Here is a 22,437-nt window from a genome sequence, read left to right on the forward strand (position 1 = left end):
GGCGGCGTCGCAGAATGCCGTTACCCGCTACCGCGCGCCCGCCTGCTCTTCCCTTCCCTGCCCTCCTGCCGAGGCCTCCTCGCATGACCGAACGTCGAACCGGCATTCCGCGTCGGGAGTTCCTCGCCGGCGCCGCGGCAGCCTCTTCTCTGGCACTGGGAGGGGGCGCTCTGAGGGCGGAGGAGCACGTTAGCCAGAGCGCGTCCCCTTCCTTCGGCAACGCAGAGAGTCCGACCGCGCGGGAGAACGCGAAGCCGGGCGCCGACGACTGGCAACTGACTCGCGTACGCGTCGACGGCTCGGGCATTCGCTGCCCCTGGATCGAAGGCTACTGCACGAAGCAGTCGGTCCTGCCCGGCGAATCGATCGACCTCTGCGTAAGCCTTGACCCTGCGGGCGAGTTCCGCTGCGAGATCTTTCGCCTGGGCTACTACGGCGGCAAAGGCGCGCGGCTGATGACCACGCTCGGGCCGATCGCGGCTGCGACGCAACCCGATCCAGACGTTGGTCCCAAGCGGCTGCGGGAGTGCAAGTGGCAGCCGACGCTCACGCTGCCTATTCCCGACGACTGGCCCAGCGGGGTCTACCTGGGACGCCTGACGCGCGAGAGCGCCGGACCGACCGACGTTCCGTGGCAGAGCTACGTCGTGTTCATCGTGAGGTCGAACCGACCCGCCGACATCCTGGTGGAGTGCAGCGACAACACCTGGCAGGCGTACAACCGCTGGCCCGATACGTTCTCGCTGTACGACACCGAGAACGCCGCCTGGGCGCTGGAATCGGGCGTCGACATCAGCTTCGACCGGCCTTACGGCAAGTATCGGCAGATCTACGACAACCCGCAGTCGCTCGGCTCGGGCGAGTTTCTCTGCTGGGAGTTTCCGCTGGCGTACTTCCTGGAGAGTCACGGCTACGACGTCGCGTATTGCTCCAACAGCGACTTGCTGACGCCTGCCGCGGGAATGCGGCACAAGGTCTTCATCAGCGTCGGGCATGACGAATACTGGGACGTCAGGCAGTATGAATCGGTCCGCCGGATGATCGACGAAGGGGTGAACGCCTTCTTCCTGTGCGGCAATTCGGTCTGCTTCGTCAGTCCCTTTCGCGATTCGCATGACGGTCGCCCGAATCGCATCCTCACCCGCGCCGGATGCTTCGGCGAGATGACGGAGCAGGAGCGGCAAGCCATTCCCGGCCTCGAAATCGCGGGTCCCGACGAAGCCCTGCTGATCGGCGCGAAGACCGTGATCCCCTTCAACGGCGGCGGCGACTGGATCGTCACGAAGCCCGATCACTGGCTGTTCGAGGGGACCGGCATGCAGCAGGGCGACGCGATCCCCGGCCTCGTCGGCTGGGAACATCACGGAGCGCCGGCGGACATTCCGGGACTGGAAGTCATCGCCGCAGGAACCGTCGTCACGGGCGGCGGCGAGCCCTCGGACTGGACCGCGACGATCTATCCGGGGCCGAAGGGGAACTTCGTCTTCAACGCGGCGACCATCTTCTGGTCGCAGGGACTCTCCAGCCCGCCGGGACACATGCTCCCCTGGTCGCACAACACGCGTCCGCACGGACCCGACGCGCGGGTACAACGCATCATGCACAACGCGCTCGCCCGGGCGCTGAAGGGGAACGGCTCATGACGCGTCGAATGATTCCTGAGGTCGCTCTCTCCGTGACTTCGCTTCTTCTCGGCGCGTCGTCGCTCGCGGCCGAGCCGCCGCTCGATCCGTCGGCGAAGAAGCTGGTCGCCGCGGAGGGCTGGACGGTGGAGTGCGTCGCCGGGCCCGATCTCGTCGCGCATCCGCTCATGGCGGACTTCGACGACAAGGGACGCCTCTACGTCGCGGCGAGCTGCGGCGAGAATCTGCCGCGGGAGGAACTCGAACAGCGGCTGCCCAATTTCGTCGTGCGGTTGGAAGACGTCGACGGCGACGGCGTCTTCGACACGTCGACGATGTTCGCCGACAAGATGACCTTTCCGCAGGGCTGCCTGTGGCATGACGGGTCGCTCTTCGTCGCGTCGAGCGGCGCGATCTGGAAGCTGACCGACGCCGACGACGACGGCGTCGCGGAGAAGCGCGAGAAGCTGGTCGGCGACTTCGGCTACACCGGCAACGCCGCCGACGTGCATGGCTGCTTCCTCGGTCCCGAAGGCCGCATCTGGTGGTGCGAAGGGAGGCACGGCCATGAGATCAAGGACGCGAACGGCAAGCTGATCAGTCGCGGTCGCGCGGCGAGGATCTTCAACTGCCTGCCCGACGGATCGGACGTGCGAACGCACTGCACCGGCGGGATGGACAACCCGGTCGAGATCGTCTTTTCGACCGACGGCGACGTCCTGGGCACCGTCAACCTGATGTACTCGCAGCCGCGGGGCGACTGCCTGGTCCACTGGCTGCAGGACGGCGTCTACCCCCGCGAGGACTTCGCCGCCTCGTTCGGAGAAGAGATGGTCCGCACCGGCGAGCTCTTGCCCGAGGTGCATAACTTCGGGCATGTCGCGCTGTCGGGACTGTGTCGGACGCGCGGCGATGTCGGTACGGAGATGATGGATGCTCAGGGCCGAGTTACCCTCGCGATAGCAGTCTTCAACACGCATCGCGTCATCCAGACTGTTCTCGCGAAGGAGGGATCGACCTATCGCGTGAAAGACATGCGCGACTTGCTGATCTCCGACGATGAGGACTTTCATCCCACGGACGTACTGCAAGACGCCGATCGTTCGCTGCTCGTCATCGACACGGGCGGCTGGTTCCGCATCGGCTGTCCGCAGTCTCAGGTAGCGAAGGCCCATATCCAGGGCGGCATCTGGCGGCTTCGGAACGGAGCGGAGAACGATCGCGATCCCCGCGGAACGCAGATCGACTGGAACGCCCTCGATCCCGAAGCGACGATCTCGCAGATGGCGAACGAGAGCCAGGCCGTCCGCGACGCAGCCAGAGAGGCGTTCTCGCGAAAGCTGAAGGACGCTGCGACCGCGAGCGCCGCGAGCGTTGCGGCGATCTCGAAGCTGAAGGCGGATTCTCCAGGGGAAGGCGTCTTCTCCCGCCGATCGATCATCCAGGCTGCCGGCAGACCCGGCGTCGCGAATGCGGACGAGATTCTGAAGGTCGCGCTCGATTCGCCGGAACGTCAGGCCGCCTGCCGAGCGATTCGCTATGCACGACGCACTGATTCGCAGGATCCGCTGCCGCACTTGGACCGCCTCATCGAATTGCCTCAGGACGACGATCTCGCTGTTCAACGCGAAGCGGCGACGACGCTCGGCTATGCGACCGGCGATCAAACAGCCAAAGCGACGGCGGCGCTGCTCGCGCTCGCGGCCTCGACGAAAGATCGCGCGATCGATCATGCGGCGCTCGCCTCGATGATTCGCATGGGCGATCGCGAAGCGACGTCGCAGGCGCTGCTCGACGCGAACGAAAAAGTGCGAACTGCCGCGGCGCTCGCGCTCGAACAGATGCGCCGCGGAATCAGTCCGATTGGCGACGCTCCGGCGATTCAGATCCCGGCGCCGTTCGTTCCGGAACCGCTGCCGGACGAGGCGGTCGAGAAAGTCGCGGCTGCGGAAGCAGTCGGCGGAGGCGACGCGAAGCGCGGGCGGGAACTCTTCTTCTCCGAGAAGGGGCTCTGCGGCAAGTGCCACCGGGTGGGAAGCGAAGGGGGACAGCTTGGTCCCGACCTGACCACGATCGGGGCGATCCGCTCGCGGCGGGACCTGGCCGAGGCGATGCTCTACCCCAGCGCCAGCTTCGCCCGGGGGTTCGAGCCGTACAACCTGCTGACCGACGACGGGCGCACCTTCTCCGGCATTCTGCTGGGCGAGAGCGCAACGGAGCTGCGCGTCGGCATCGACGAGAAGCGGACCGAGGCCGTCGCGATCGACAGCGTCGAGTCGATTCGCCCCTCCGCCACGTCGATCATGCCCAGCGGCTTCGACCAGCGACTGTCGGCTGAAGAAGTCGCCGATCTGCTGGCCTATCTACAGACGCTGAAGAAGACTGCAGCACAGGCCTCTGAGGAGTAGCCCTCCCACCAGAAATGGTCCTCTTCTCCTTCGGGCGGCGCTGGCTCTGCCAGTGTTGTTGCCCTCGGAAAAGGCTAGCCATCATGGACGGCTCTCCTCGCGCTTCGACCACACTGACAAAGCCAGTGCCACCCGAGAAGAGCGGGACCCGATAGCGATGTTCGACTGAAGCTGCGACCCCCCCTACCCCCGCGTCGGAAGCAGCTTCGCCACGGCTGCCGCGTCGTGGGCGTACGATTCCATGTGTTTGTCGAACCGATCGGCGAGCTGCGCGGCGGCACGATCGTAGGGTTCCGGATCGGGCCAGCAACTGCGCGGGTCGCACGTGTGCGCCGGGAAGCCGGGGATCTGCGTGACGCGCGACATCCGGAACCGTTCGAGCGGTTCGGTCGGCGCGTCGACGAGAGCGCCGGAATAGATCGCGTGCAGCATGGCCCGCGACTCGGCGAGCGTGAAGCGACGACCCTTGCCGACCGGACCGCCGAACCAGCCCGTGTTCAGCATCCAGACTTCGCAGTCGTGGGCGGCGATTTTCTCCGCGAACAGCGTCGCGTAGTTCTTCGGCGGCAGCAGCAGGAACGGCGCGCCGAAGCAGGGCGAAAACGTCGCCGCCGGAATCGTGACGCCGTCCTCGGTGCCGCCCACCTTCGCCGTATATCCGGCGAGGAAGTGATAGATCGCCTCCTCGTGCGTCAGCTTCGCGACGGGGGGCAGCACGCCGTACGCGTCGCACGTCAGGAAGATGATCTGCTTCGGATGCGAGCCCCGGCAAGGCAGCTTCGCCGTCGACAGGAAGTCGATCGGGAACGCGCCGCGGGTGTTGACCGTGATCGACGTGTTCTGCCAGTCGACGCGGCGGGTGCGCGGTTCGAACAGGACGTTCTCCAGCAGCGCCCCGAAGCGGAGCGACGCGGCGATCTCCGGCTCCTCCGCGACCGAGAGTTTTCCCGTCGCGGCGTAGCATCCCCCTTCGATGTTGAAGACGCCGTCCTCGGTCCAGACGATCTCGTCGTCGCCGATCGTCAGGCGAGTCGATTCGATGCCGAGGCTCGTCTTGCCGGTGCCCGACAGGCCGAACAGGATCGCGACCGAACCGCTCTTCGGATCTTCGGTCGCCGCGGCATGCATCGAGAGCGCTCCCCGCGCCGGCATGAGCCAGTTCATCAGCGTGAAGACGGCCTTCTTCATCTCCCCGGCGTACTCGGTGCCGAGGATCACGAACTCCCGGGTCTCCAGGTTCAGGTCCAGGCTCGTCTTCGACGTCATGCCGGTCGTATGACGATTCGCCGGGAAGGCGCCGGCGTTGAAAACGGTCCAGGTCGGCTCGCCGAACGTGCGGAGACCCTCCTCGCTGGGCCGGATCAGCATGTTCGTCATGAACAGCGCGTGGTAAGGCCGCGACGCGACGATGCGGACCTTCAGGCGATAGGCCGGATCCCACCCCGCGAACCCGTCGACCACGTAGAGCCGCGGACGCGTGTTGAGATAGTCGAGCGCCCGTTCCCGGTTGACCAGGAACGCATGCGGGTCGAGCGGGACGTTGACCGAGCCCCACCAGACCTCTTCTTCGGAATCGGGGTTCTTCACGACCCGTTTGTCGAGCGGCGAACGGCCCGTCTTTCTCCCGGAATAAGAGGCCAGCGCGCCCGAGTCGGCGATGGCGGTCCCCGGATCGTACAGAATCGCTTCCTCGTACAGCATCGCCGGCGGCAGGTTGCGATAGACCTTGGGCCCGGTCAGGCCGTACGCTTCCAGCGAGTACTCGAATTCCTGCATCGTTCGTCCTGCGACCTCAAGTCAAGCCCGACGTCCTGCGCGACGCCCTGAGAGACCAGTTTACGCGACGTCCGCGTTCTTCGCCGAGACGACGTCGAGCGCCGCGAGCGCTTCCCGGATGTCGAATCTCGCGGCGGCCTCGGGTTGCAGGCAGCCCGCGAGAAACGCACGCAGCGGTTCGGCGATTTCCGCCAGAGCCTGTTCCGGCGCGAACGCCCGAATTTCGCGGACCGCCGAGGGGAGCGTTTTGGCCTGAAACAGGCGCTGCCGGCGTTCGAGTTCGTACGCGATCAGACCGAGCGCGAAGACGTCGCTCGCCGGCGTGGGGGACTGACCGTACGTCAGTTCGGGCGCCAGGTAGTGAGGCGAGCCGACGATGCGGGCGCCTTCCGCGGGGACGTCGACGGTGACGTCCGAAACGAGCGGGTCGGAATCGGACGACGCGGGGTCGGCGCCCGCGATGCGTGCGACGGCCGCTCCGTCTTCGGCCGTCCTGCGGGCGAGGCCGAAGTCGAGGATCTTCGCCCGGTCCCCCTCGGCGATCATCACGTTCGCCGGCTTCAGATCGCCGTGCACGATCCCGGCGTCATGCGCGGCGGCGAGAGCCTCGGCGATCTGCCGGATCACGGAAGTCGCGTCGAATTCGGACGGCAATCCGCCCTTCAACAGATCGGCCAGCGTCGAACCGGCGACGTACTCCATCACGATCACCGGCAGGCCGTCGGAATCGTCGACGGCGTGGATCGTGCAGACGTTCGGATGATTGAGCGACGCGGCCAGGCGAGCCTCTTCCAGCAGTGTCCTCGCCCGCTGGCGATCCTGAGCGCGCAGCACCTTCAACGCGACGGTCCGGTGGAGCTGCAGGTCGGTCGCCTCGAACACGTAGGCGAAGCCTCCCTTGCCGATCGCCCGTTCGATGCGGAAATGCGACAGCACGCGTCCCGGCCCGAGCGCCTCCAGAAGGTCGATCGTCGGATCGGCGGCGCTCCACCCCTCCGCACAGAGGCCGCCCGTCTGCAACGCGTCGAGCACGCGGAGAATCTCTTCGCTCTTGCGACCGACGTTCTGGTTATGGACGACGTACCACTGCACGATCCCATCGGGATCGATCAGGAACAGCCCCCGCGCGGCGACGCCCTCTTGCTCGAGCAAGACACGATACGCGCGAGCGACAACGCCGTCCGGATCGGCGGCGAGCGGAAATGCGAGACCGGGCAGACCCCCTTCGCTGCGCGGCGTCGCGAGCCAGCGGGCGTGCGTCTCCGCGTCATCCACGCTGACGCCGAGGATCTCCGTGTTCCGTTCGCGGAAGTCTTCGATCCGGACCGAAAGCGCGGAGAGTTCCGTGGGGCAGACGAACGAGAAGTCGCGAGGATAGAAGACCAGCGCGAGCCACTTGCCGCGGTAGTCGTCCCGTCGGATCTCCAGCGGCAGCGCTCGACCGGCGACGGCGGCGAACATGCGGAAGTCGGGGGCCAGTTCGCCGATCATGGAAGCGTGATCCCCGGGCCGACGATCTCGAACGGATCTCCCACGGCGATCCGCCGCTCCTCCGCATCGGGAAGGGGCCGCGTGTTCAAGGCGAGCCGATACCAGTTGCCGTCGAACCGCTCGCGGGCGACTCCTTCGCCTAGCGTCGCTTCACGCCAGGTCGAAAGCTGTTTGGCGAAGCCGGGATGGGTCACGCCCGACCAGGAATCGCGGCCCGGAACGGCGCAGCGTCGACAGGGATTGACGCCGAAAAGACTCGCCGCGCCGATCCGCAGCGGGACGACCGTTCCCGCCGGTCCGAACGCCCGGTCTTCGAAGAAGGCTCCTCCGCCGAACAGTTCCACGTTCGCGCGGAACCGTCGCCGCAGTTCGTCGAGCGGCACGACGATCAGCTCGCCCAGCTCGAGGAGCGTCTCCCGCGAAAGGATCGTCGGACCGCTGGCTTCCCTGTCGTCGGGAAAGCCGCTCGTCGCGTTCTCGACCAGCGAGACGCGATAGCCCAGATGCGCGGAGATCCGCTCGGCAAAAGCCGTCGGATCGGCGAGCAGATCGAACTCGACCGCGTCCACTTCAGGCTCAGGCGAACTGCCGAACCAGAGCAGGCCGCTCGTCGCGGAATCGTCGTACCGCGTTCTGATCGTGTGGATCAGGCGCTCGCGCTTGCCGTTGACGACATCGCCCGCGTCGTCGACGAGGGCGAAGCGTCGATCGCCGGCCAAAGCGCCGGACGGTAGCAGCGTCGCCGCCTCGACCGTCAGGGGATCGAGCGACTTGATCGGATAGATCGCGAGACTGGCGACGGCGACCGAACTCATCCGAGGAAGCCGTTCTCCAGGCGCGTCCTGACGTACCGCAGCGTCGCGGCGGCGAAGAACTTCTGCCGGATCGGGCGCCGCGCTTCTTCGGGACAACGGACCGAGACCACCTCGGAGAAGCACTCTTCCGAATCGAAGTCGGACAGGTCGCTCCGATCGCCTCGTCGGGCGAGACCGATGAAGGCCAGGCCGTCCAGTTCCGCCGGCGCTTCGGGGCCGAGATGACCGGTGATGGAGACCGCGATCCGCGCCTCCGGGGTACGACGCAAGGCGCCTTCGGCCATGAAGCGTGCGACGGCGACGCTGACGGCGCCTTCGTTCTTCAGGTCGAGCTCGGGCACGCCCAGCATCTCCCGCTTCGCCGAATCGCGATAAGTGACGAACGCGCCGCAGAGTCGCTTCGAGATTCCCGGCACCATCGCGAGCGTCGCGCAGGCCAGGCCCGCGGTGCAGCTTTCGGCGAAGACGATCCGGCAGCGTCGCTCTTCGAGCACGCGAGCCAGTTCGACCGCTTCGTCGTATTCCTTCATCGTCCGCTCGCGTTCGTCAGGTTGTCTTGTAGGGCTGGCGCCCTCGCCTGCCATCGCAGCGGAAACCAGCTTCGGCAGGCGAGGGCGCCAGCCCTACTTACGATCGCCGCTCCCCCGGCAGGTAGCCGGCGCTCGACTGGTACACGCGCTGACGGCGGACCGTCACCTCGCGCTTCGATTCGCGTTCCTTCTGCTTCAGGTCGTGCAGGTTGGCCTTGCAGAGCCGGCAGCCGACGACCTCCAGATGGAAGCGGACGTAATCCTCTTCTTCCGAGCCGAGCGAATCGAGAAGCCAGGTGCCGAGTTCTTCCCGCGTCGGGCAGGAGACGCGGTGCCGACGCCAGATATCGCCCAGCGAGTGCAGGCCCGCGTCGCGCTTGGAGATGATTCGCTTCAGCCGCGCGGCAAGCTCGGCATCGGCGCGCAGGGCCGCCTCGACGGCGCCCATTTCCTCGGGCGGAAGGCTCTCTTCGAGGTAGGCCTCGAGTTCGGCGTCGGTCGGGCGGTCGTGCATCCGGTGGCGATCGTCAGAGGAGCGACGTCAGATTCTCCGCCCATTATGATCGCGACGCGACGAAAACCGCAACGAAGCGCAGGCGCCTCGTCACGATTCGTCGTAAAGCTCCGGAAACACGTCCTCCGGCAGGCGCTGTTTCTTGAGCGCCGTTTTCATCTTGGCGAGGAACTCGAATTTGAAGTTCGCGACCTGCTGTTCCGACAGGTCAAGCTGTTCCGCGGCCTTCTTGTTGGCCCAGCCTCGCACGATCAGTAGTTCGACGCACTTGATCTTGGCCCAGTCGCCCCGGCTGCGCCAGTACTGAATCTGCTCCTGCAGAGCCTGGACGACGGCGTCCTCTTCAATTCGGCGGCGTTCGACGCTGCGGACGATCGAGCTGGCCGGGCGACGCTTGTCGGGAACGTCCCAGTCGCCCGACGAAGGCCCGCCGGAGGAGAGCGGTACGGAGGGCCTGCGTCCCTCGCGCCGCAGATGATCGGTCAGCTTGTAGGCGCAGATCGAGAAGAGATAGCCTTCGAGCGGACGCTTGCCGTCGTAGTTCGGCAGACTGGTCAGGAAGCCGATGAAGGCCTCCTGCACGATGTCCTCGCTCTGCGAGCGGTTCTGCAGGCGGCTTTCCACGAAGGCGAACAGGCGCCCTTCGTACCGCTCGATCAGATCCTTCCATCCCGCCTGATCGCCGGAGCGAATGCGTTCGACGAGCAATCGGTCGACGTCGTGCGATTCGGACATAGAACAGCGTCACGGGGGAGGCGGAATCGCCGAAGGGACGAGAGTGGGAACGGTCGGCTGTCCCCGATATGTTAGTCGCCCGCGCGACAGGGCGTCGACCCGCGGAGGGCTCTCCGCTCGCTGGCGAGATGCAGCCGGAGGCGTCAGATCCAGGGGATCCAATAGGCGACGAAGCCGGTGACGCAGGCGACGATCGCACAGGCGACGACGGCCCAGGTCTGCAGGCGGCCCGTGTAGAGTCCGCGGGTCGCCCGATCGAGGCGCAGAAACGCGAACGCCACGATCAGCAGGGCGATCGCCGTTCCGCCCGCGGCGACGATCTGCATCGAGCGGCTGGCGACTCTCACGGCACGCAGGCGCCGCTCGAACGCCTGGTCGAACGCGATCAGCGCATGCCCGACGTACATCCCTTCGGAATCCCGGCGAAACTGTTCGCCGTCGGTCAGGAGCAGTTCGCTCCGGACGTAGGCCAGATCGAGCGGGAACCAGAACGTCACCCGCGGCGAATGCACGGCCGCCTGATAGCGCTCGTCCGCCGCGGCGAGCATGAGCCGATCGAGTTCGTTCTTCGCCTGGAGCCGCGTGAAATGGGGCTTCGTCGTCACCAGCACGAAGGAGCCTTCGTCGCTGTCGAACGCGATCGGGCCGACCTCCTTGCCCTCCCCTTCGGCGAGCTTCTCTTCGAGCAGGTTGCGCTTCGCGGCGGGCTCTGCCGGCGGAGCTGCTTCCGCAACGTCGGATCCAGACTCAGAGGCAGATTCAGGGACAGGATCGGAGTCGGCAGCGACCGGCGGCTTGGCATCGTTCGGTTCGAGCGACGCCGGATCGTGCAGCGTCTGCTGGTCGTCGTCGGCGGAGGGGCCGTCGACGGGCTCGCTGGCCGGCTGCTGCGCCCGCGCTGTCGATACGAACGGATCGACGCCCAAGCCCATCAACAGCGACAGGACGATGACCAGGCTCGTAGCGGTTCCGGCGCGAGACCGGCGATTCCTTCGCGACATCGGTCTCTCCCTTAGACCGTCGGGTGTCGACGCAGCACGGCGGTCTTCGCCTTGGCCCGGATCCGCGTTCGCGCGGCGGGGCTGATCCAGGGAGCGGCGAGTTGCACCGCGATCGCGACGATGCCGACCGCGAGCAGTCCCCACGGCTGAGCGAACGGAACGAGCAGGTGCAGCAGCGCGGTCCACAGGACGCATCCGACGACCGACATCAGCGCGAGCCGCGTCTTCCTTTGCGGATCGACCTGGCGCCACCAGTGGGGAACCAGGAACGCTCCGCAGAAGAAGGCCAGAAACGAAGAGATCCCGAACGCGCTCGCCCCCACGCCAGGCGTCGTTTCGCCGAGCAGGGTCGGCGCGAGCGCGGTGCGCAGTTCGTCGGTCAGCGGGACGTCCAGATACATCGCCGTCGCGAAGGAGACCGCTCCCGTCGCCGTACCGATGAGCGCCGAGGCGATCCGGCGGACCATCGGTTCCTCCGGGCGCGTTTCCCAGAGCTTGCCGAGCGCGACGAGCGCCCAGGAGGCGAAGCCCGCCGTGATGGTCAGCCAGAGATAGAACGCGGCGGTATCGACGTCGCGAATCGTCGCCCTGCCCCCCAGGGCGAGCGCCAGCAGACTGAGCGCGGCGACGACCGCCGAGGCCATGATCAGCGAAGCGAACAGTTCGGACACGCGCGCGCTGGCCGGAAGCCGATCCAGATGCTGGCGAACGTATCGCGACTGCGGCAGCGCCGAGAACCCGAGCGAAACGAGCGCCCAGGAGCCGAGACTCCTGGCCGCTTCCTTCTTTCCAGCCGGCTTTTGCGTAACGCCCTTCGCCCCGCCCTTGCCGTCGGCAGGCCGCGACGATCGGCGGAGACTCGCCGGCGAACCGGCGGGCGCGTCGACCCCGATGACGGAGAAGCCTTCGTCGATCGGCGGCTCCGACGCGTCCGACTCGCGAACGTCCAGGCGATCGTAGTTGCCGCTGACGGCGAGCCAGACCGCTCGGCCGGCGTAATAGGGGAAGTAGACGATGCCGACGCAAACCAGCAGCGGCACGAGCCACTGCGAATTCAGCAGGACCACCGTGACGGCCGCGATCAGGAGCAGCACCTTCGCCGGCGCGCTCATTCGCGAACTGATCCACCAGTCCGCCAGGCGGCGCCATTGCTTGCGCACGGCAGCGGCGATCGGCTCCTGCGGATCGTGCCGTTCGATGACCAGCGATGCCGGCGCGAGCGCGCCCTGACCCGCCTTCGCGAGGCTCTTTCCCGCCTGCGAAGTCGGCTGGGGAATCTCGCCGAGCGACGACCATCCGTCGCGAAACGGGTTGCCCGGACGGTGATCCTTGCCCGGCGCCACGAGACCGGCGGCCGGTTTCTCCGACGCTTCATGCACGTCGCCCAGGGCGATGCCGTCGTCGACTTCCCGAAAGACCTCCGCGACGCGACTGGTAGCGCGAACGAACGGTTCGTCGCGCGCCGCGTCGGCGAGCGCCGAGCCCTGACCGCGATCGGTCGGACGATCGTCCGATTCGTCCGTATCGCGACGCCGGATCCACGAAAAGGCCGCGACCCCCGGTCCGCTGGGGAGACCGAGCGAATCGAGCAGTTCTTCGACGCGACCGAAGCGCTCGGCAGGATCCTTTCGCAGGCACCGCTCGACCGTCGGGCGATAACGGTCCGGCACCGGCGACAGGTCCGCCGTCGCGGTCATGTGCTTGAGCGCGATCTCCTGACTCGTCTCGCCTAGGAACGGCAGCGTGCCGGTCGTCATCTCGAACAGCATCACGCCCAGGGCGTAGATGTCGACCTCGCGACCGTATTCTCCCTTGGCGATTTCGGGCGCCATGTAGTGGAACGTGCCGACGCTCTGCGTCTGGTCCACGCGCTGCGACCGGGCGATGAACTTCGACAGGCCATAGTCGCCGATCTTCACGACCCCTTCGTCGAGGAAGATGTTCCCCGGCTTCAGGTCGCGATGGACGATGCCGCGGTCATGCAGGTAGGCCGTGCCGAGACCGATGCCGAGCGCCCAGAAATCGACCTCGTCCTGCGGCAGACCGTGCGGATTGCGGTCGAGCTTGTCCTTCAGGCACTCGCCCGCGACATGCTCCATGACGACCCAGGTCTGGCCATGCTGGTCCTGGCGGATATCGAACAGCGAAACGAGATGGACGTGCTTGAGATTCAAGCACTGCTTCACGCCGCGAAGTTCGATGTCGACGTTGCGCAGGATCCGCTTGAGCGCGACCTCCTTCCCCGCTTCGCTGACGGCGAAGTAGACCTCGCCGAAGCCGCCGACGCCGATGCCCCGTTTGATCGTATAACCGTCGAGCGGCGCCGAACCCGACGGATAGCCGAAGTAGCAGCCGCGCGACGTCGGAAGCGGCGTCGGGGAAGGAACCGCGCCCGGCGACTCGTCCGGCCGCCGCGCACGCGGAAGGGGGACGACGTAATCAGAGTCGCTGATCGCGACCTGTGCGGGCCGGGACGGCAACGCCCTTCCCGGAACGGAGCCCCTGTCCGGCACGGCGCGGCGGTCGTCGAACGCCGGGTCGGTCATGGAGGGCTCCAGAAGAAGAAAGTTGCGAAGAAAGTCGAAATGAAGGGTCTCAGTCGTCCCGCTGGTTCGCGATGGGCGCGGGTCTCCCGACTTTGCCCCCGCAGGAAAGAAAGTGGAGAGTAGAAAGTAGACCGAGGAGAGCCGTCCGTCCGCTTTCTCTACTTTCCACTTTCTCCGCTCTCCTCTCTGCGATCAGCTTCGCGGATCGCAAGTCTCCAGGCTCATCGAGAAACCTTCGCCGGTGACCCGGCAGTCGCCGTTCAGTTCGCATACGTCTTCGAAGCGCTGCCGATCGCGATAGATCGGACCGCTACCGCGCAGTCGAAGGGAACCTCCCCGCGCGATCAACACCAGCTTGTCCGCGAAGCGACGACAGACGATGTGCGAATTCCAGTCAGGTCCCAGGACCGCCGTCTCCGCCAGCAGCAACAGCCCGTCGGTGTGCGGCGACGTGCGATGCCGGCTGACGATCTCCACCGTGGCCGAAGCGCTGTAGGGATGCGGTTGTCGGAATCGAAGGAGAGTCGACTCGCCCAGCAACAGTTCGTCGCCGTCGCCGAGATGCACCGGCGCATCGATCTTCCGCCCTTCGACGAAGATCGGCGCCGGTCCCGACGCGTTCTGAACCGGCTCGACGAACCAGTCGCCGTCGCGCCGAAAGATGCGAGCGTGACGAGGTCTCAGGTCGGCCTGAATCGGGTAGTCGATGCCCGTCGATCCGTGAGCCTGACCCAGGATGGCCTCGTTCCGCGTCGTGACGAAGTAGCCCCCCACGGCGTCGATCCAGAGGAGGAATCGTTCCAGCCGGCGCGGCGGGACAGACTCTCCGGCAGCCGGGTCGGTCGCGGAAGAATCGTCCACGGTTCGTATTCGCGAGCGAAGAGGATCTTGCACCGATCGTTCCGTCGATCCGCCGCGAACGAACGCGCAGGTCAAAGTCGAATTCGGCGTCAGCCGAGGAGCGCCGGCAATCTCCGCCGAACGCACGAAACGATCGTCCGCGGAGAATCTTCCGACGACGAATCGGTCGTTCGAAGCGGCATCGCGCATCGGCTTCATCGGTCCACGCAGCCTTGCGGGATGGGGTCGGGAAGGAGACCAGGCCGAAGGACCGACCGGTTCCCGCACGTTCAGCCCGATCCCCTTCAGGGTAGGAGAGTCAGCCGCCGCTTGCAAACGCTCGGCGGCGTTTCTATCGATGACATGGCGTCGGGGCATTCTTCCCCGTAGTTCGGCGAACGACGACGAATATTGGGTCGGGACGTGTAACGCCTGTCGCGTTTCGCCCCGCGCTTCCTAACCCGTTCGTCTTCTAGACGCGCCGTCGGTCGGTTCCGGCGCGCAGGATCGGGCAGAAAAACGAAAAAAGCCCGGAATCGTTTCCGGGCTTCGCTGCGGATTCTCTGTGCTACCGTCAACCCGCGAGGACCGAACTCGGTCAATCGAGCTGAATCACGACTCCGTCGGCCGGAGCGCTCTTGTCGAAGTGACGGGTCACCTGTTCGACGATGTCGCCCGCGGGCGCCGGTTCGTCGAGCTGGATCTCGCCCTCGATCTTGGATTCGGCCTCGACCATCTTCTCGCCCAGACGGAGGCGGGCCTCGATCTGGTCGCGAAGTTCCTTCGCACGGGAGAGAGCGCTGTCGTCGACGGCGATCTCGGTCGCGCTCTGCTTGGCCTTCAGGGTTTCCAGCCGAGCCTTGACCTGCTCCAGGTCGACTTCGAGCTGCTTCTTCTGGGTCTCCATGGCGCCGAGCTTCTTCCGCGCTGCTTCGACGCTCGTCTCGCGAGCCTTGACGATTTCGCGAAGCTGTTCCGCGGTCGTTTCCTGGCTCTTGAAGAGTTCGAAGCGTCGTTCCAAATCCTCTTCGACCTGAGCGCGAGCGTAGCTCTTGCCCACGTAGACGAAGACTTCGTCGCTGGTCTTCAGGTCCTCGGTCAGGCGCATGATGTCGGTCCGGGCCTTGGTCAGCCGGTCGTCGACGTTCGCCAGCCGATCCTGAAGCCCTTCGACCTGCACCTCTTCCTTGGCGATCTGGTGCTCGACCGTGTGGATCGCCGGGTCGAGATCTTCGATCGTCGTCTGCAGACGCTCGATCATGAACTCGGTCGATTCGAGCTCGCTGAGCTGCTCGGTCGCCTGTCGCCAGGCGGTCTTCACATAGGACGAGGTCGTGCCGCCGAGCGCCAGCAGTCCGGCGAGCAGCGCGACTCCGCCTCCGATGATCGCAATTCGTTTCATTCCCCTAGCCTCCTTCGAGAGTTGTCGCTGTCGCCGCGTCCGATACGTTCCGGTCGTCGCGAGCCCCTGGTTCGAGTTCGGCGCCGCCGGGACGACGCCTTGGTTTTACACCTCGTTATTCGCGCCCGTCGTCCCTTTATTTTCGGAACTTAGAGCTTTTTTTCAATTCTCGCCGCGAAGGCTCAAGTCGCCGCTGCCGCCGGGCAAGTTCGCCGCTGCCGCCAGGCGAGTCGAAGCAAGGAACGACGCATGACGCCGAAGCATCCTAGGAGGCAGGACCCCGCAAGCGAGTCGCGACTTCGCGGATCTTGAGAATCCGCGAACCGCAGCGGAAGCTCGGGGCTCTGTGACGGCATGGGAAACAGTCCCGACAAACGCGTTTCGTTAGCCCGGCTTGTCGATAGCGGTTATTCGAGTGAGACTGGCGGAAAGACGAACAATTCGGCGCTAAATCGACGATTAGGGGAGAACCTTTTGCGTAGTGTCCGAATCTAATGAGGAGAGGACGCCAGCCGGCGATCTGAGGATCGGTTGGCCGCGAAACGTCCAGATTCCGATCGCACAGATGCCAGCGCTAGCACGCAGTTAACGACACCGCGCGTTTTCGCGACACCGCATGCTGCTTTTTTACGACACGCCGTCGCCGATTTTGGCGGCCCTGCGGACAGAAGCGAGGGAAAACGCGTCAACGGCACAAAATCGAGGCTCTCGACGACTGTGGCGCACCCTTTGCTCTTGAAACGATCGCCTGACAGTCACGCTCACATCGAGCAGAGGATAGAACGATGAACGCTCCCGCTCCTTCGAACCCCCTGTTCGATTACGGCGCTTTCCTGCGACCGGACGGGTTCCTGCCGGAATCCGCTCTGGAAACGCAGGCTTTCCTCGAACTGGACGCCGAGTTCGAGGCCGAGCTGAATCGCCTCCAGACGCTGTACGCCGACTGGACGACCGCCAACGCGGCGAAGGTTCGCCGGTAGTCGATCCGTTCTACGCAGCCAGCGAACCGCCAGGGCGGTCGCGATTACCGATTTCAAGCGAGCGATGACTCAGGTCGTCGCTCGCTTTTTTCGTGCACCTGTCGGCGACCGGGCCTGGCCTCGCTCGGCATGCGGTGAAGTCAGGGCGCGATCGCGTTCGCGGCCTCGTCCTGCCGTTTCGGCGGCTTTCCGGGCGGACGAAGCATCAGGAACCCGACAGCCGTTAGTCCGATGCCGGCGAACAGATACGGCGTCAGCGGCTCGGCGAACAGAATCACGCCTGCCACAGCGGCAGAGGCGCTTTGCGATGCGTTGACCGCGTTCACGATGACGACCGGCGCCAGCTGCAGCGACCGGATCAGCGCGAAGAACGCGACGGCGTTGAACAGGCCGGCGAGGAGCAACCACAGCCACTTCGACGGCTCGATCGATGCGATATCGGCCGGCGTAACGCGCAGCGAAGCGCCGATGCCCAGGACGATCGCCCCGGTCAGGCCCGTCACCCAGAGGGTTCCGATCACGGAAGTTTCCCCAGTCACCCCTTTGCGGATCAGCGTACCCAGCACGGTGTAGGCGATCCCTGCCGCGAAGGCGGCGCCCGTCCCCGCGGCAGCCCAGAACCAGGGATGAAGCGCCTCTTGGGCCGCGTAGGTTCCGACCGCGAGCGGCGCCGCGCGCGCCCCCAGAAAGAGGACGCCTACCGCCGTCACAATGACGACGAGTGCGATTCGCGTGCGGGGCGAAACGCTTTCTCCGAGGAAGATTTTCCCGAGAACCGCGGCAGAAACGGTCATCGACGCGAGACAGACCGCCACCGACAGCGCCAGACCGACGACCCCCAGCGACCACTGGAACAGGACGTTGCCGCCCAGTTGTCCGATCATGCCCGCGATCACCAGCACGCCGATCGCCCGCAGCGACGGAACGCGATCCGTCCCGCGGCGGACCCGCAGGCACCACCAGGGGAGGTAGATCGCGACCAGCGGCAGCGCCTTGACCCAGGAGACGAAGAGCGGATCGAGGTCCGCACAGGCCCGCAGGCAGGAATTCGACGCGGTGTAGATGAGCGACGCGGTCAGGCCCAGCAGCATCGCGAACAGGACCGGGTCGCGGGCGGAAAGCGACATCGCGCGCGGAGGGGCCTCCGTCGTCGCCGGTGAAGCTTCCGTAGATGCCAACGCCTGTCTGCTCCGGACTACTCGTGTTTTCGAACGACCGAGAACGCCCGGTCCTGCTCTTCGGCCTCGAACGACTCCCAGGCGTCCTCCGGACCCGTCGCTCGGGGCCTGACGATCGCGTCGCGCGATTCGCCTGCGACTTCCTCGCCGGTCATCGGATCATACGCGGTAACGCGATAGAGCCCAGCCGGCAGGTGCACCGTCGCCCGCTCTCCCTCGCGGACGTAGACGAGATACGCCGTTCCGGGATCCGCCAGGCACCAGGCATTCTTCGTCGTGACGAGTTCGTCGTGCGACGCCATCGTATCGAAGGGAACCTGTCGCAGGATCTTCAGCGAGGCAGCGGTCTGACGCCACATGGCTTCGCGACTGCGGAAGTCCTCCAGGTTCAGGTCGTGGTGCGCGTGCTTGTAGCCGAAGTACCACTCCACGCCGCCGCCTCCGGCCAGCAGATTTCCCCAGAGCGCTTCCCGGCGGACCGCATTATGTGCGGGGTCGACGGCATCCGGAGCGACGCCCGTGTCCGCCGGACCGATCTCGTCCAGGTTCACGACCCACTGCCGACCCGCCTCGGCGGAGCGCTCGATCCACTTCTTCGTCTCGGCGTGGACCTGCTTCACGTTGCCGATCTGCAGGGAGGCGCCGTCGAGGCTTTCGCTCCCCAGGAGCGGTTCGTAGACCGCGTCGTACATGCCCGGGTAGGTGTGGACGACGACGGGCCGATCCCACGGGTCGACCAGCTTCAGGTAGGCGCCCCAGGCCGTGCGCTGCGCGTCGGTCGTGCGGCGTCCGACCCCTTCGCCGGGGGATTCGTCACGCTTGTGCGCGCCGTTCTCTTCGCCCAGATTCCAAACGACGCCGCGGTGATGGGCGAACCGGGCGACCATCTCCCGGTAGTAGAGCTTCCGCGTCCAGGGGAACTCCCCGTCGCCCGTCTCGTGCTCGAACATGCCCTGGTTTTCGGTCTCGCTCAGGATCACGTGCAGCGAGATGCCGAGGCGATCCATATGCTCGAAGACGCGTTCCCACTGGGCGAGTCGGGAGCAGTCGAACCGATCGCGGCTCTTGCGATCGACGTACGGAAAGACATCGTCGCCGTCGCCGTAGAGGTTGTTCGTCAGGAAATAGACCGAGTTCACGCCCTGCGACGCTAGGTAATTCAGCGCGCCGATCATGCCGCGTCCCCTGCCCTCGCCCCAGGTCGGGTCTCCGTCGCGAAAGTCCGCGACATGCGGCTCGTAGCGATGCAGTTCGAGAGCGCGAGCGTTCTTCCGCCGTGACTTCGCTCCCTCCTGCATCCCGTCGAAGTCGGCGTAGGCGAGAAAGTTCTCCGGACTGTCGGCGCCCGCTTTGAGCCACGCTTCTCCCGTCGCCGCGTCGCGAAAGTACCGGTCGCCGACGTACTGGATCAGGCCGCGCGGGTTCGGGTTCTCGGCCACTTCGAAGGTGCCGGCCAGGCTTGCCGCGCCGGGGTTGCCTGCCAGGGGATCGTCCGCGACGGCGACGCCTTTGCCCTCGCGACTTTGGAACATCCAGGTCCACTTCCCCGCGTGCGGCGGAACGAAGTGAGCCCGCCAGATCGAACCTTCCGCGGCGCCGCTATCCGCTGCATCGCCGTCCGCCGCGAAGTAGGCGGGAACTTCGAACCGTTCGTCGCCTGATTCGAACGTCGCCCAGGCGACGACGTCGGTGAACGGGTTCGGGTCCCCGGTTTCCGAATAGATCTGCTCGACGTCGACGTCGAGGGTGACGACTTCCCAGGCCTTCGCGTTCTCCGCAATGCGGGCGGAAGGCGCTGCGTCTGCGGCCGCGATGAACGACGTCATGAACGCGACGACGATCGCAGCGGATCCGACGCGCTTTCGACGGGTCGCCTTGCGAGCGGCGGGGGCCCGACCTACAACCGTGACGATCGTGAGGAACATAGCTGCGTCCCGGCGGAGAAGGGGCGAGGGGAACGACGGCGCCAGATTATGATCCCGGCCAAACCGCCCGGCAATCGATGCCCTCATGACGCCGACCGCGAGTCGTGCGCGCTCCGCTGCAAGTACAACCGCTTCGAGCAGGGCGACCTCGCCATCCACTCCTGGGAACTTCGCTGTCTCGACTGCGGCTACCGGCAGACGATCGCTTACCGGTCCGACGACGAAGACGAGGACCAGCCGGAAAACCCGCAGAAGTGCCCCTTCTGCGGGCTCTGCGAGCTCCCAACCGGCATCGATCCCTGCCGGCGATAGGTCCCTGAGTTAGCGAATCGCCCTTGCGGCGTCCTGGCCGGATGAGGTATCAGGCCGGCCGATTTCGCAGGCGCCGCCTCGGGCGCCGAGCCGATCGCAGGGACGCTACGCCATGTTGAAACGCATCTTCACTCGTCGCCGCACGCTCGCCTTCATCGCGCTCAGCCTGTTCGCAGGCGGAGGCGGCGCAGGCCTCTCGCTCCTGTGGCCCGGTACGGCCCTGGAGGGGGACGCGGCGATCGAGTCGCCGGAAGAGACGGCGTCCCTCTGGAGCCAGATCTTCAACGGCGCGGTCATCCGGGGCAACGACGAAGAACTCGAAGCCGAAAAAGCCGAGGGAAGCGCCGCCGCGCTGCCGCCCCCGATCGAACCGTTCGATCCGGGGTTCGTTCCTTCCCCGCCCGATACCGGGGCGAACGACTTCGTCCCGACGCCCGGCCCGCCGAAATTCGGCGACGCTCAGCAACCCAGTTTCGACCCCGATCGCGTTCCCGATCCGAACGGTACGGCGAGCCGCACGGCCATCCCGGAAGCCCCCTCGTTCGACCCCGGCGAACCGACGTCGCTGGAACCAGAGGCGCCGGAATCGGCGCTGACGGATAACGGCCTCCGCGCTGGCGGAGCCGCGCGACTTCCTCCGCTGAACGAAGCGTTCGACCGATCCGCCGGCGAAGCGAATCCGCTTGCTGGAATGCAGCAGCCGCCAAGCTACGGCTCGCTTCCGCAGGAGATCCCGCAGGATCCCTATGCGGACGACGCGAACGCCGCAGGATCAGTCGTCAACGACTACGCCGGACCGCCGTCGAACGCGGCCGTCGCGGACTACGGCACGCCCAATCCTTACGCCGCTTCGAGTTCGGCGAGCGGGGCCGGAAGCGCCTACGGAACGTCCGGACCCTCCGCCGGTCGCCTCGACCCGAGCTATTCCGCCGAACCGCTGCCTGGTTCGACCGCTTCCGCAGGCGGCGTTCCGGGCGCCCGGTCGCTGGAAGGAATTCAAAGCGCCGACGTCAAGCTCGTGAAGAATGCGCCTGCCGAGATTCAGGTCGGCATCCCCGCGACGTTCGAACTGAAGGTGTTCAACGCGTCGGACAAGGAAGTGCGGAACGTCGTGGTCCGCGACCAGACGCCGAAGGGGACGAAGTTCATCGAGGGTTCCCCGCAGCCCGCCGCGCTGGCCGACGGAACGCTGACATGGAACGTCGGTTCGCTCAAGCCGCAGGAAGAACTGACGATCACGATGCGAGTGCTTCCGATGGAAGAGGGTGAAATCGGCAGCGTCGCCACGGTGATGTTCGCGACCGAGGCTTCAGCCCGAACGGTCTGCACCAAGCCCAAGCTCGCGATTCGCGTGGTCGGTCCGCCGAGCGTCTTGATCGGTCAGCCCGCCGAATGCGAATTGATCGTCACGAACGAAGGGACGGGCGCCGCCACCGCGGTCGCGATCGAAGCCGATCTGCCCGCGCAGTTCCGTCATCCCGCCGGCGCGCAGCTTGAATACGAGATCGGCGCGCTGCAGCCGGGCGAAACCAAGACCCTGCCGCTGACGCTCGTCGCCGCCGAAGCCGGGACGACCAGGTGCGCTCTTCGCGTCCGTGCCGAAGGCGTTCCGGGAGCGGAGGACTATCTCACGACCGAGGTCGTCGCGCCGCAACTGGCGGTCGCCGCGAAGGGTCCGACGCGCCGCTACCTGCAGCGTCAAGCCGTGTACGACGTCTTCGTGCAGAACGCCGGTACGGCGCCCGCCCAAGAGGTCGATCTGGCCGCCTACCTGCCGCGCGGCATGCAGTTCGTCGGCGCCAACAATCAGGGTCAGTACGATCCCGAGCGTCACGCCGTCTTCTGGTCGCTCGTCGAACTGCCGAAGCAGGAACGGGGCGCCGTCCAGGTCGCCGTCATGCCGATCGAGGAAGGCGAACAGAAGCTTCGAATCGAAGCGAACGCCGCGCTGGAACTTCAGGCCGAAAGCGAACTGGGGATCGTGGTCGAGGCCCAGGTCGAACTCGACTTCCAGATCGAAAACCCGAACGATCCGATCGAAGTCGGAGCCGACGCGCTCTACGAGATCCGCGTCACGAACCTGGGCGCCAAGGCCGCGACCGGCGTCGTCGTCGCCGCGACCTTCCCGCCCGGCCTGCAACCGCTGCCCGATCAGGCGGGAAGCTATCGCGTCGAGGGACAGCGCGTCGTCTTCAGCAACGTCTCGCGACTGGAGCCGGGCGACGAGATCTTCGTCAAGGCTGCCGCTCGCGGCGCCGCCGAAGGCGATCACCGCGTTCGCGTCGAAGTCGCCAGCGCCGAAGTCACGACGCCGATCCTGAAAGAAGCCCGCACCCGGGTCTATCGCGATCAGTAGTCGCGC

General features: G+C 66.1%; 17 protein-coding genes. 5 read left to right on the plus strand and 12 right to left on the minus strand.

Features of this window, described 5'->3' with window-relative positions:
* Positions 1 to 83 precede the first annotated feature (83 nt).
* Together SH602x_RS07370 and SH602x_RS07375 are read left to right on the plus strand one after the other, a co-directional pair.
* The gene (locus SH602x_RS07370; RefSeq protein WP_479476171.1) at positions 84 to 1,643 is read left to right on the plus strand and encodes a N,N-dimethylformamidase beta subunit family domain-containing protein; all 1,560 of its coding nucleotides are present in this window, start codon (positions 84 to 86) and stop codon (positions 1,641 to 1,643) included.
* Positions 1,640 to 4,030 (plus strand): DUF7133 domain-containing protein, encoded by a 2,391-nt coding sequence (locus SH602x_RS07375; protein ID WP_479476172.1) that lies wholly within the window; start codon positions 1,640 to 1,642, stop codon positions 4,028 to 4,030. The genes SH602x_RS07370 and SH602x_RS07375 overlap by 4 nt, the downstream gene beginning before the upstream one ends.
* A gap of 183 nt (positions 4,031 to 4,213) precedes the next feature.
* On the opposite strand, the gene pckA is transcribed toward SH602x_RS07375, so the two are convergent.
* The 10 genes from pckA to SH602x_RS07425 form a co-directional block, all read right to left on the minus strand.
* Positions 4,214 to 5,806 (minus strand): phosphoenolpyruvate carboxykinase (ATP), encoded by a 1,593-nt coding sequence (pckA, locus tag SH602x_RS07380; protein WP_479476173.1) that lies wholly within the window; start codon positions 5,804 to 5,806, stop codon positions 4,214 to 4,216.
* 60 nt (positions 5,807 to 5,866) lie between these two features.
* The gene (locus SH602x_RS07385) at positions 5,867 to 7,297 is read right to left on the minus strand and encodes a protein kinase domain-containing protein (RefSeq protein ID WP_479476174.1); all 1,431 of its coding nucleotides are present in this window, start codon (positions 7,295 to 7,297) and stop codon (positions 5,867 to 5,869) included.
* Positions 7,294 to 8,112, minus strand: coding sequence for an MOSC domain-containing protein (locus tag SH602x_RS07390; protein WP_479476175.1), 819 nt, complete (start codon positions 8,110 to 8,112; stop codon positions 7,294 to 7,296). The genes SH602x_RS07385 and SH602x_RS07390 overlap by 4 nt, the downstream gene beginning before the upstream one ends.
* On the minus strand, positions 8,109 to 8,642 hold the full coding sequence (locus SH602x_RS07395) for a CinA family protein (protein WP_479469187.1): 534 nt from the start codon (positions 8,640 to 8,642) through the stop codon (positions 8,109 to 8,111). Before SH602x_RS07395 ends, SH602x_RS07390 begins: the two co-directional genes overlap by 4 nt.
* Positions 8,643 to 8,739: 97 nt before the next feature.
* Positions 8,740 to 9,156 carry an anti-sigma factor gene (locus tag SH602x_RS07400; RefSeq protein WP_479476176.1) on the minus strand — a complete coding sequence of 139 codons (417 nt, stop codon included), beginning with the start codon at positions 9,154 to 9,156 and terminating at the stop codon, positions 8,740 to 8,742.
* Between the two features lie 90 nt (positions 9,157 to 9,246).
* The gene (locus SH602x_RS07405; RefSeq protein WP_479469185.1) at positions 9,247 to 9,891 is read right to left on the minus strand and encodes an RNA polymerase sigma factor; all 645 of its coding nucleotides are present in this window, start codon (positions 9,889 to 9,891) and stop codon (positions 9,247 to 9,249) included.
* 143 nt (positions 9,892 to 10,034) lie between these two features.
* The gene (locus tag SH602x_RS07410) at positions 10,035 to 10,892 is read right to left on the minus strand and encodes a hypothetical protein (protein WP_479476177.1); all 858 of its coding nucleotides are present in this window, start codon (positions 10,890 to 10,892) and stop codon (positions 10,035 to 10,037) included.
* Positions 10,893 to 10,903: 11 nt separating this feature from the next.
* On the minus strand, positions 10,904 to 13,438 hold the full coding sequence (locus SH602x_RS07415) for a serine/threonine-protein kinase (protein ID WP_479476178.1): 2,535 nt from the start codon (positions 13,436 to 13,438) through the stop codon (positions 10,904 to 10,906).
* Between the two features lie 192 nt (positions 13,439 to 13,630).
* Positions 13,631 to 14,299: an FHA domain-containing protein gene (locus SH602x_RS07420; protein ID WP_479476179.1), complete on the minus strand. Its 669-nt coding sequence runs from the start codon at positions 14,297 to 14,299 to the stop codon at positions 13,631 to 13,633.
* Positions 14,300 to 14,876: 577 nt separating this feature from the next.
* On the minus strand, positions 14,877 to 15,680 hold the full coding sequence (locus SH602x_RS07425) for a hypothetical protein (protein WP_479476180.1): 804 nt from the start codon (positions 15,678 to 15,680) through the stop codon (positions 14,877 to 14,879).
* A gap of 785 nt (positions 15,681 to 16,465) precedes the next feature.
* Between SH602x_RS07425 and SH602x_RS07430 the strand changes: the two genes are divergently transcribed.
* Positions 16,466 to 16,660 (plus strand): hypothetical protein, encoded by a 195-nt coding sequence (locus SH602x_RS07430; RefSeq protein WP_479476181.1) that lies wholly within the window; start codon positions 16,466 to 16,468, stop codon positions 16,658 to 16,660.
* 140 nt (positions 16,661 to 16,800) lie between these two features.
* Here the strand turns inward: SH602x_RS07430 and SH602x_RS07435 are convergent, their stop codons facing one another.
* Positions 16,801 to 17,787 carry an EamA family transporter gene (locus tag SH602x_RS07435; RefSeq protein ID WP_479476182.1) on the minus strand — a complete coding sequence of 329 codons (987 nt, stop codon included), beginning with the start codon at positions 17,785 to 17,787 and terminating at the stop codon, positions 16,801 to 16,803.
* Positions 17,788 to 17,855: 68 nt separating this feature from the next.
* The gene (locus SH602x_RS07440; RefSeq protein ID WP_479476183.1) at positions 17,856 to 19,763 is read right to left on the minus strand and encodes a DUF5060 domain-containing protein; all 1,908 of its coding nucleotides are present in this window, start codon (positions 19,761 to 19,763) and stop codon (positions 17,856 to 17,858) included.
* A 48-nt stretch (positions 19,764 to 19,811) separates the two neighbouring features.
* Here SH602x_RS07440 and SH602x_RS07445 point away from each other — a divergent pair, with 48 nt between their 5' ends.
* Both SH602x_RS07445 and SH602x_RS07450 read left to right on the plus strand, forming a co-directional pair.
* Complete coding sequence (locus tag SH602x_RS07445) at positions 19,812 to 20,075, plus strand: hypothetical protein (RefSeq protein WP_479469177.1); 264 nt, start codon at positions 19,812 to 19,814, stop codon at positions 20,073 to 20,075.
* Between the two features lie 112 nt (positions 20,076 to 20,187).
* Positions 20,188 to 22,431, plus strand: a complete 2,244-nt coding sequence (locus SH602x_RS07450) for a hypothetical protein (protein WP_479476184.1) — start codon at positions 20,188 to 20,190, stop codon at positions 22,429 to 22,431.
* Positions 22,432 to 22,437 lie beyond the last annotated feature (6 nt).

It is taken from the genome of Lignipirellula cremea (assembly GCF_056501455.1).

What these genes read in the sequence shown, in the direction of transcription:
- SH602x_RS07440 (WP_479476183.1), bottom strand. Translation starts at nt 19,763, where the DNA reads ATGTTCCTCACGATCGTCACGGTTGTAGGTCGGGCCCCCGCCGCTCGC.
- pckA (WP_479476173.1), bottom strand. Translation starts at nt 5,806, where the DNA reads ATGCAGGAATTCGAGTACTCGCTGGAAGCGTACGGCCTGACCGGGCCC.
- SH602x_RS07435 (WP_479476182.1), bottom strand. Translation starts at nt 17,787, where the DNA reads ATGTCGCTTTCCGCCCGCGACCCGGTCCTGTTCGCGATGCTGCTGGGC.
- SH602x_RS07390 (WP_479476175.1), bottom strand. Translation starts at nt 8,112, where the DNA reads ATGAGTTCGGTCGCCGTCGCCAGTCTCGCGATCTATCCGATCAAGTCG.
- SH602x_RS07445 (WP_479469177.1), top strand. Translation starts at nt 19,812, where the DNA reads ATGATCCCGGCCAAACCGCCCGGCAATCGATGCCCTCATGACGCCGAC.
- SH602x_RS07395 (WP_479469187.1), bottom strand. Translation starts at nt 8,642, where the DNA reads ATGAAGGAATACGACGAAGCGGTCGAACTGGCTCGCGTGCTCGAAGAG.
- SH602x_RS07405 (WP_479469185.1), bottom strand. Translation starts at nt 9,891, where the DNA reads ATGTCCGAATCGCACGACGTCGACCGATTGCTCGTCGAACGCATTCGC.
- SH602x_RS07375 (WP_479476172.1), top strand. Translation starts at nt 1,640, where the DNA reads ATGACGCGTCGAATGATTCCTGAGGTCGCTCTCTCCGTGACTTCGCTT.
- SH602x_RS07430 (WP_479476181.1), top strand. Translation starts at nt 16,466, where the DNA reads ATGAACGCTCCCGCTCCTTCGAACCCCCTGTTCGATTACGGCGCTTTC.
- SH602x_RS07425 (WP_479476180.1), bottom strand. Translation starts at nt 15,680, where the DNA reads ATGAAACGAATTGCGATCATCGGAGGCGGAGTCGCGCTGCTCGCCGGA.
- SH602x_RS07385 (WP_479476174.1), bottom strand. Translation starts at nt 7,297, where the DNA reads ATGATCGGCGAACTGGCCCCCGACTTCCGCATGTTCGCCGCCGTCGCC.
- SH602x_RS07400 (WP_479476176.1), bottom strand. Translation starts at nt 9,156, where the DNA reads ATGCACGACCGCCCGACCGACGCCGAACTCGAGGCCTACCTCGAAGAG.
- SH602x_RS07410 (WP_479476177.1), bottom strand. Translation starts at nt 10,892, where the DNA reads ATGTCGCGAAGGAATCGCCGGTCTCGCGCCGGAACCGCTACGAGCCTG.
- SH602x_RS07415 (WP_479476178.1), bottom strand. Translation starts at nt 13,438, where the DNA reads ATGACCGACCCGGCGTTCGACGACCGCCGCGCCGTGCCGGACAGGGGC.
- SH602x_RS07370 (WP_479476171.1), top strand. Translation starts at nt 84, where the DNA reads ATGACCGAACGTCGAACCGGCATTCCGCGTCGGGAGTTCCTCGCCGGC.
- SH602x_RS07450 (WP_479476184.1), top strand. Translation starts at nt 20,188, where the DNA reads ATGTTGAAACGCATCTTCACTCGTCGCCGCACGCTCGCCTTCATCGCG.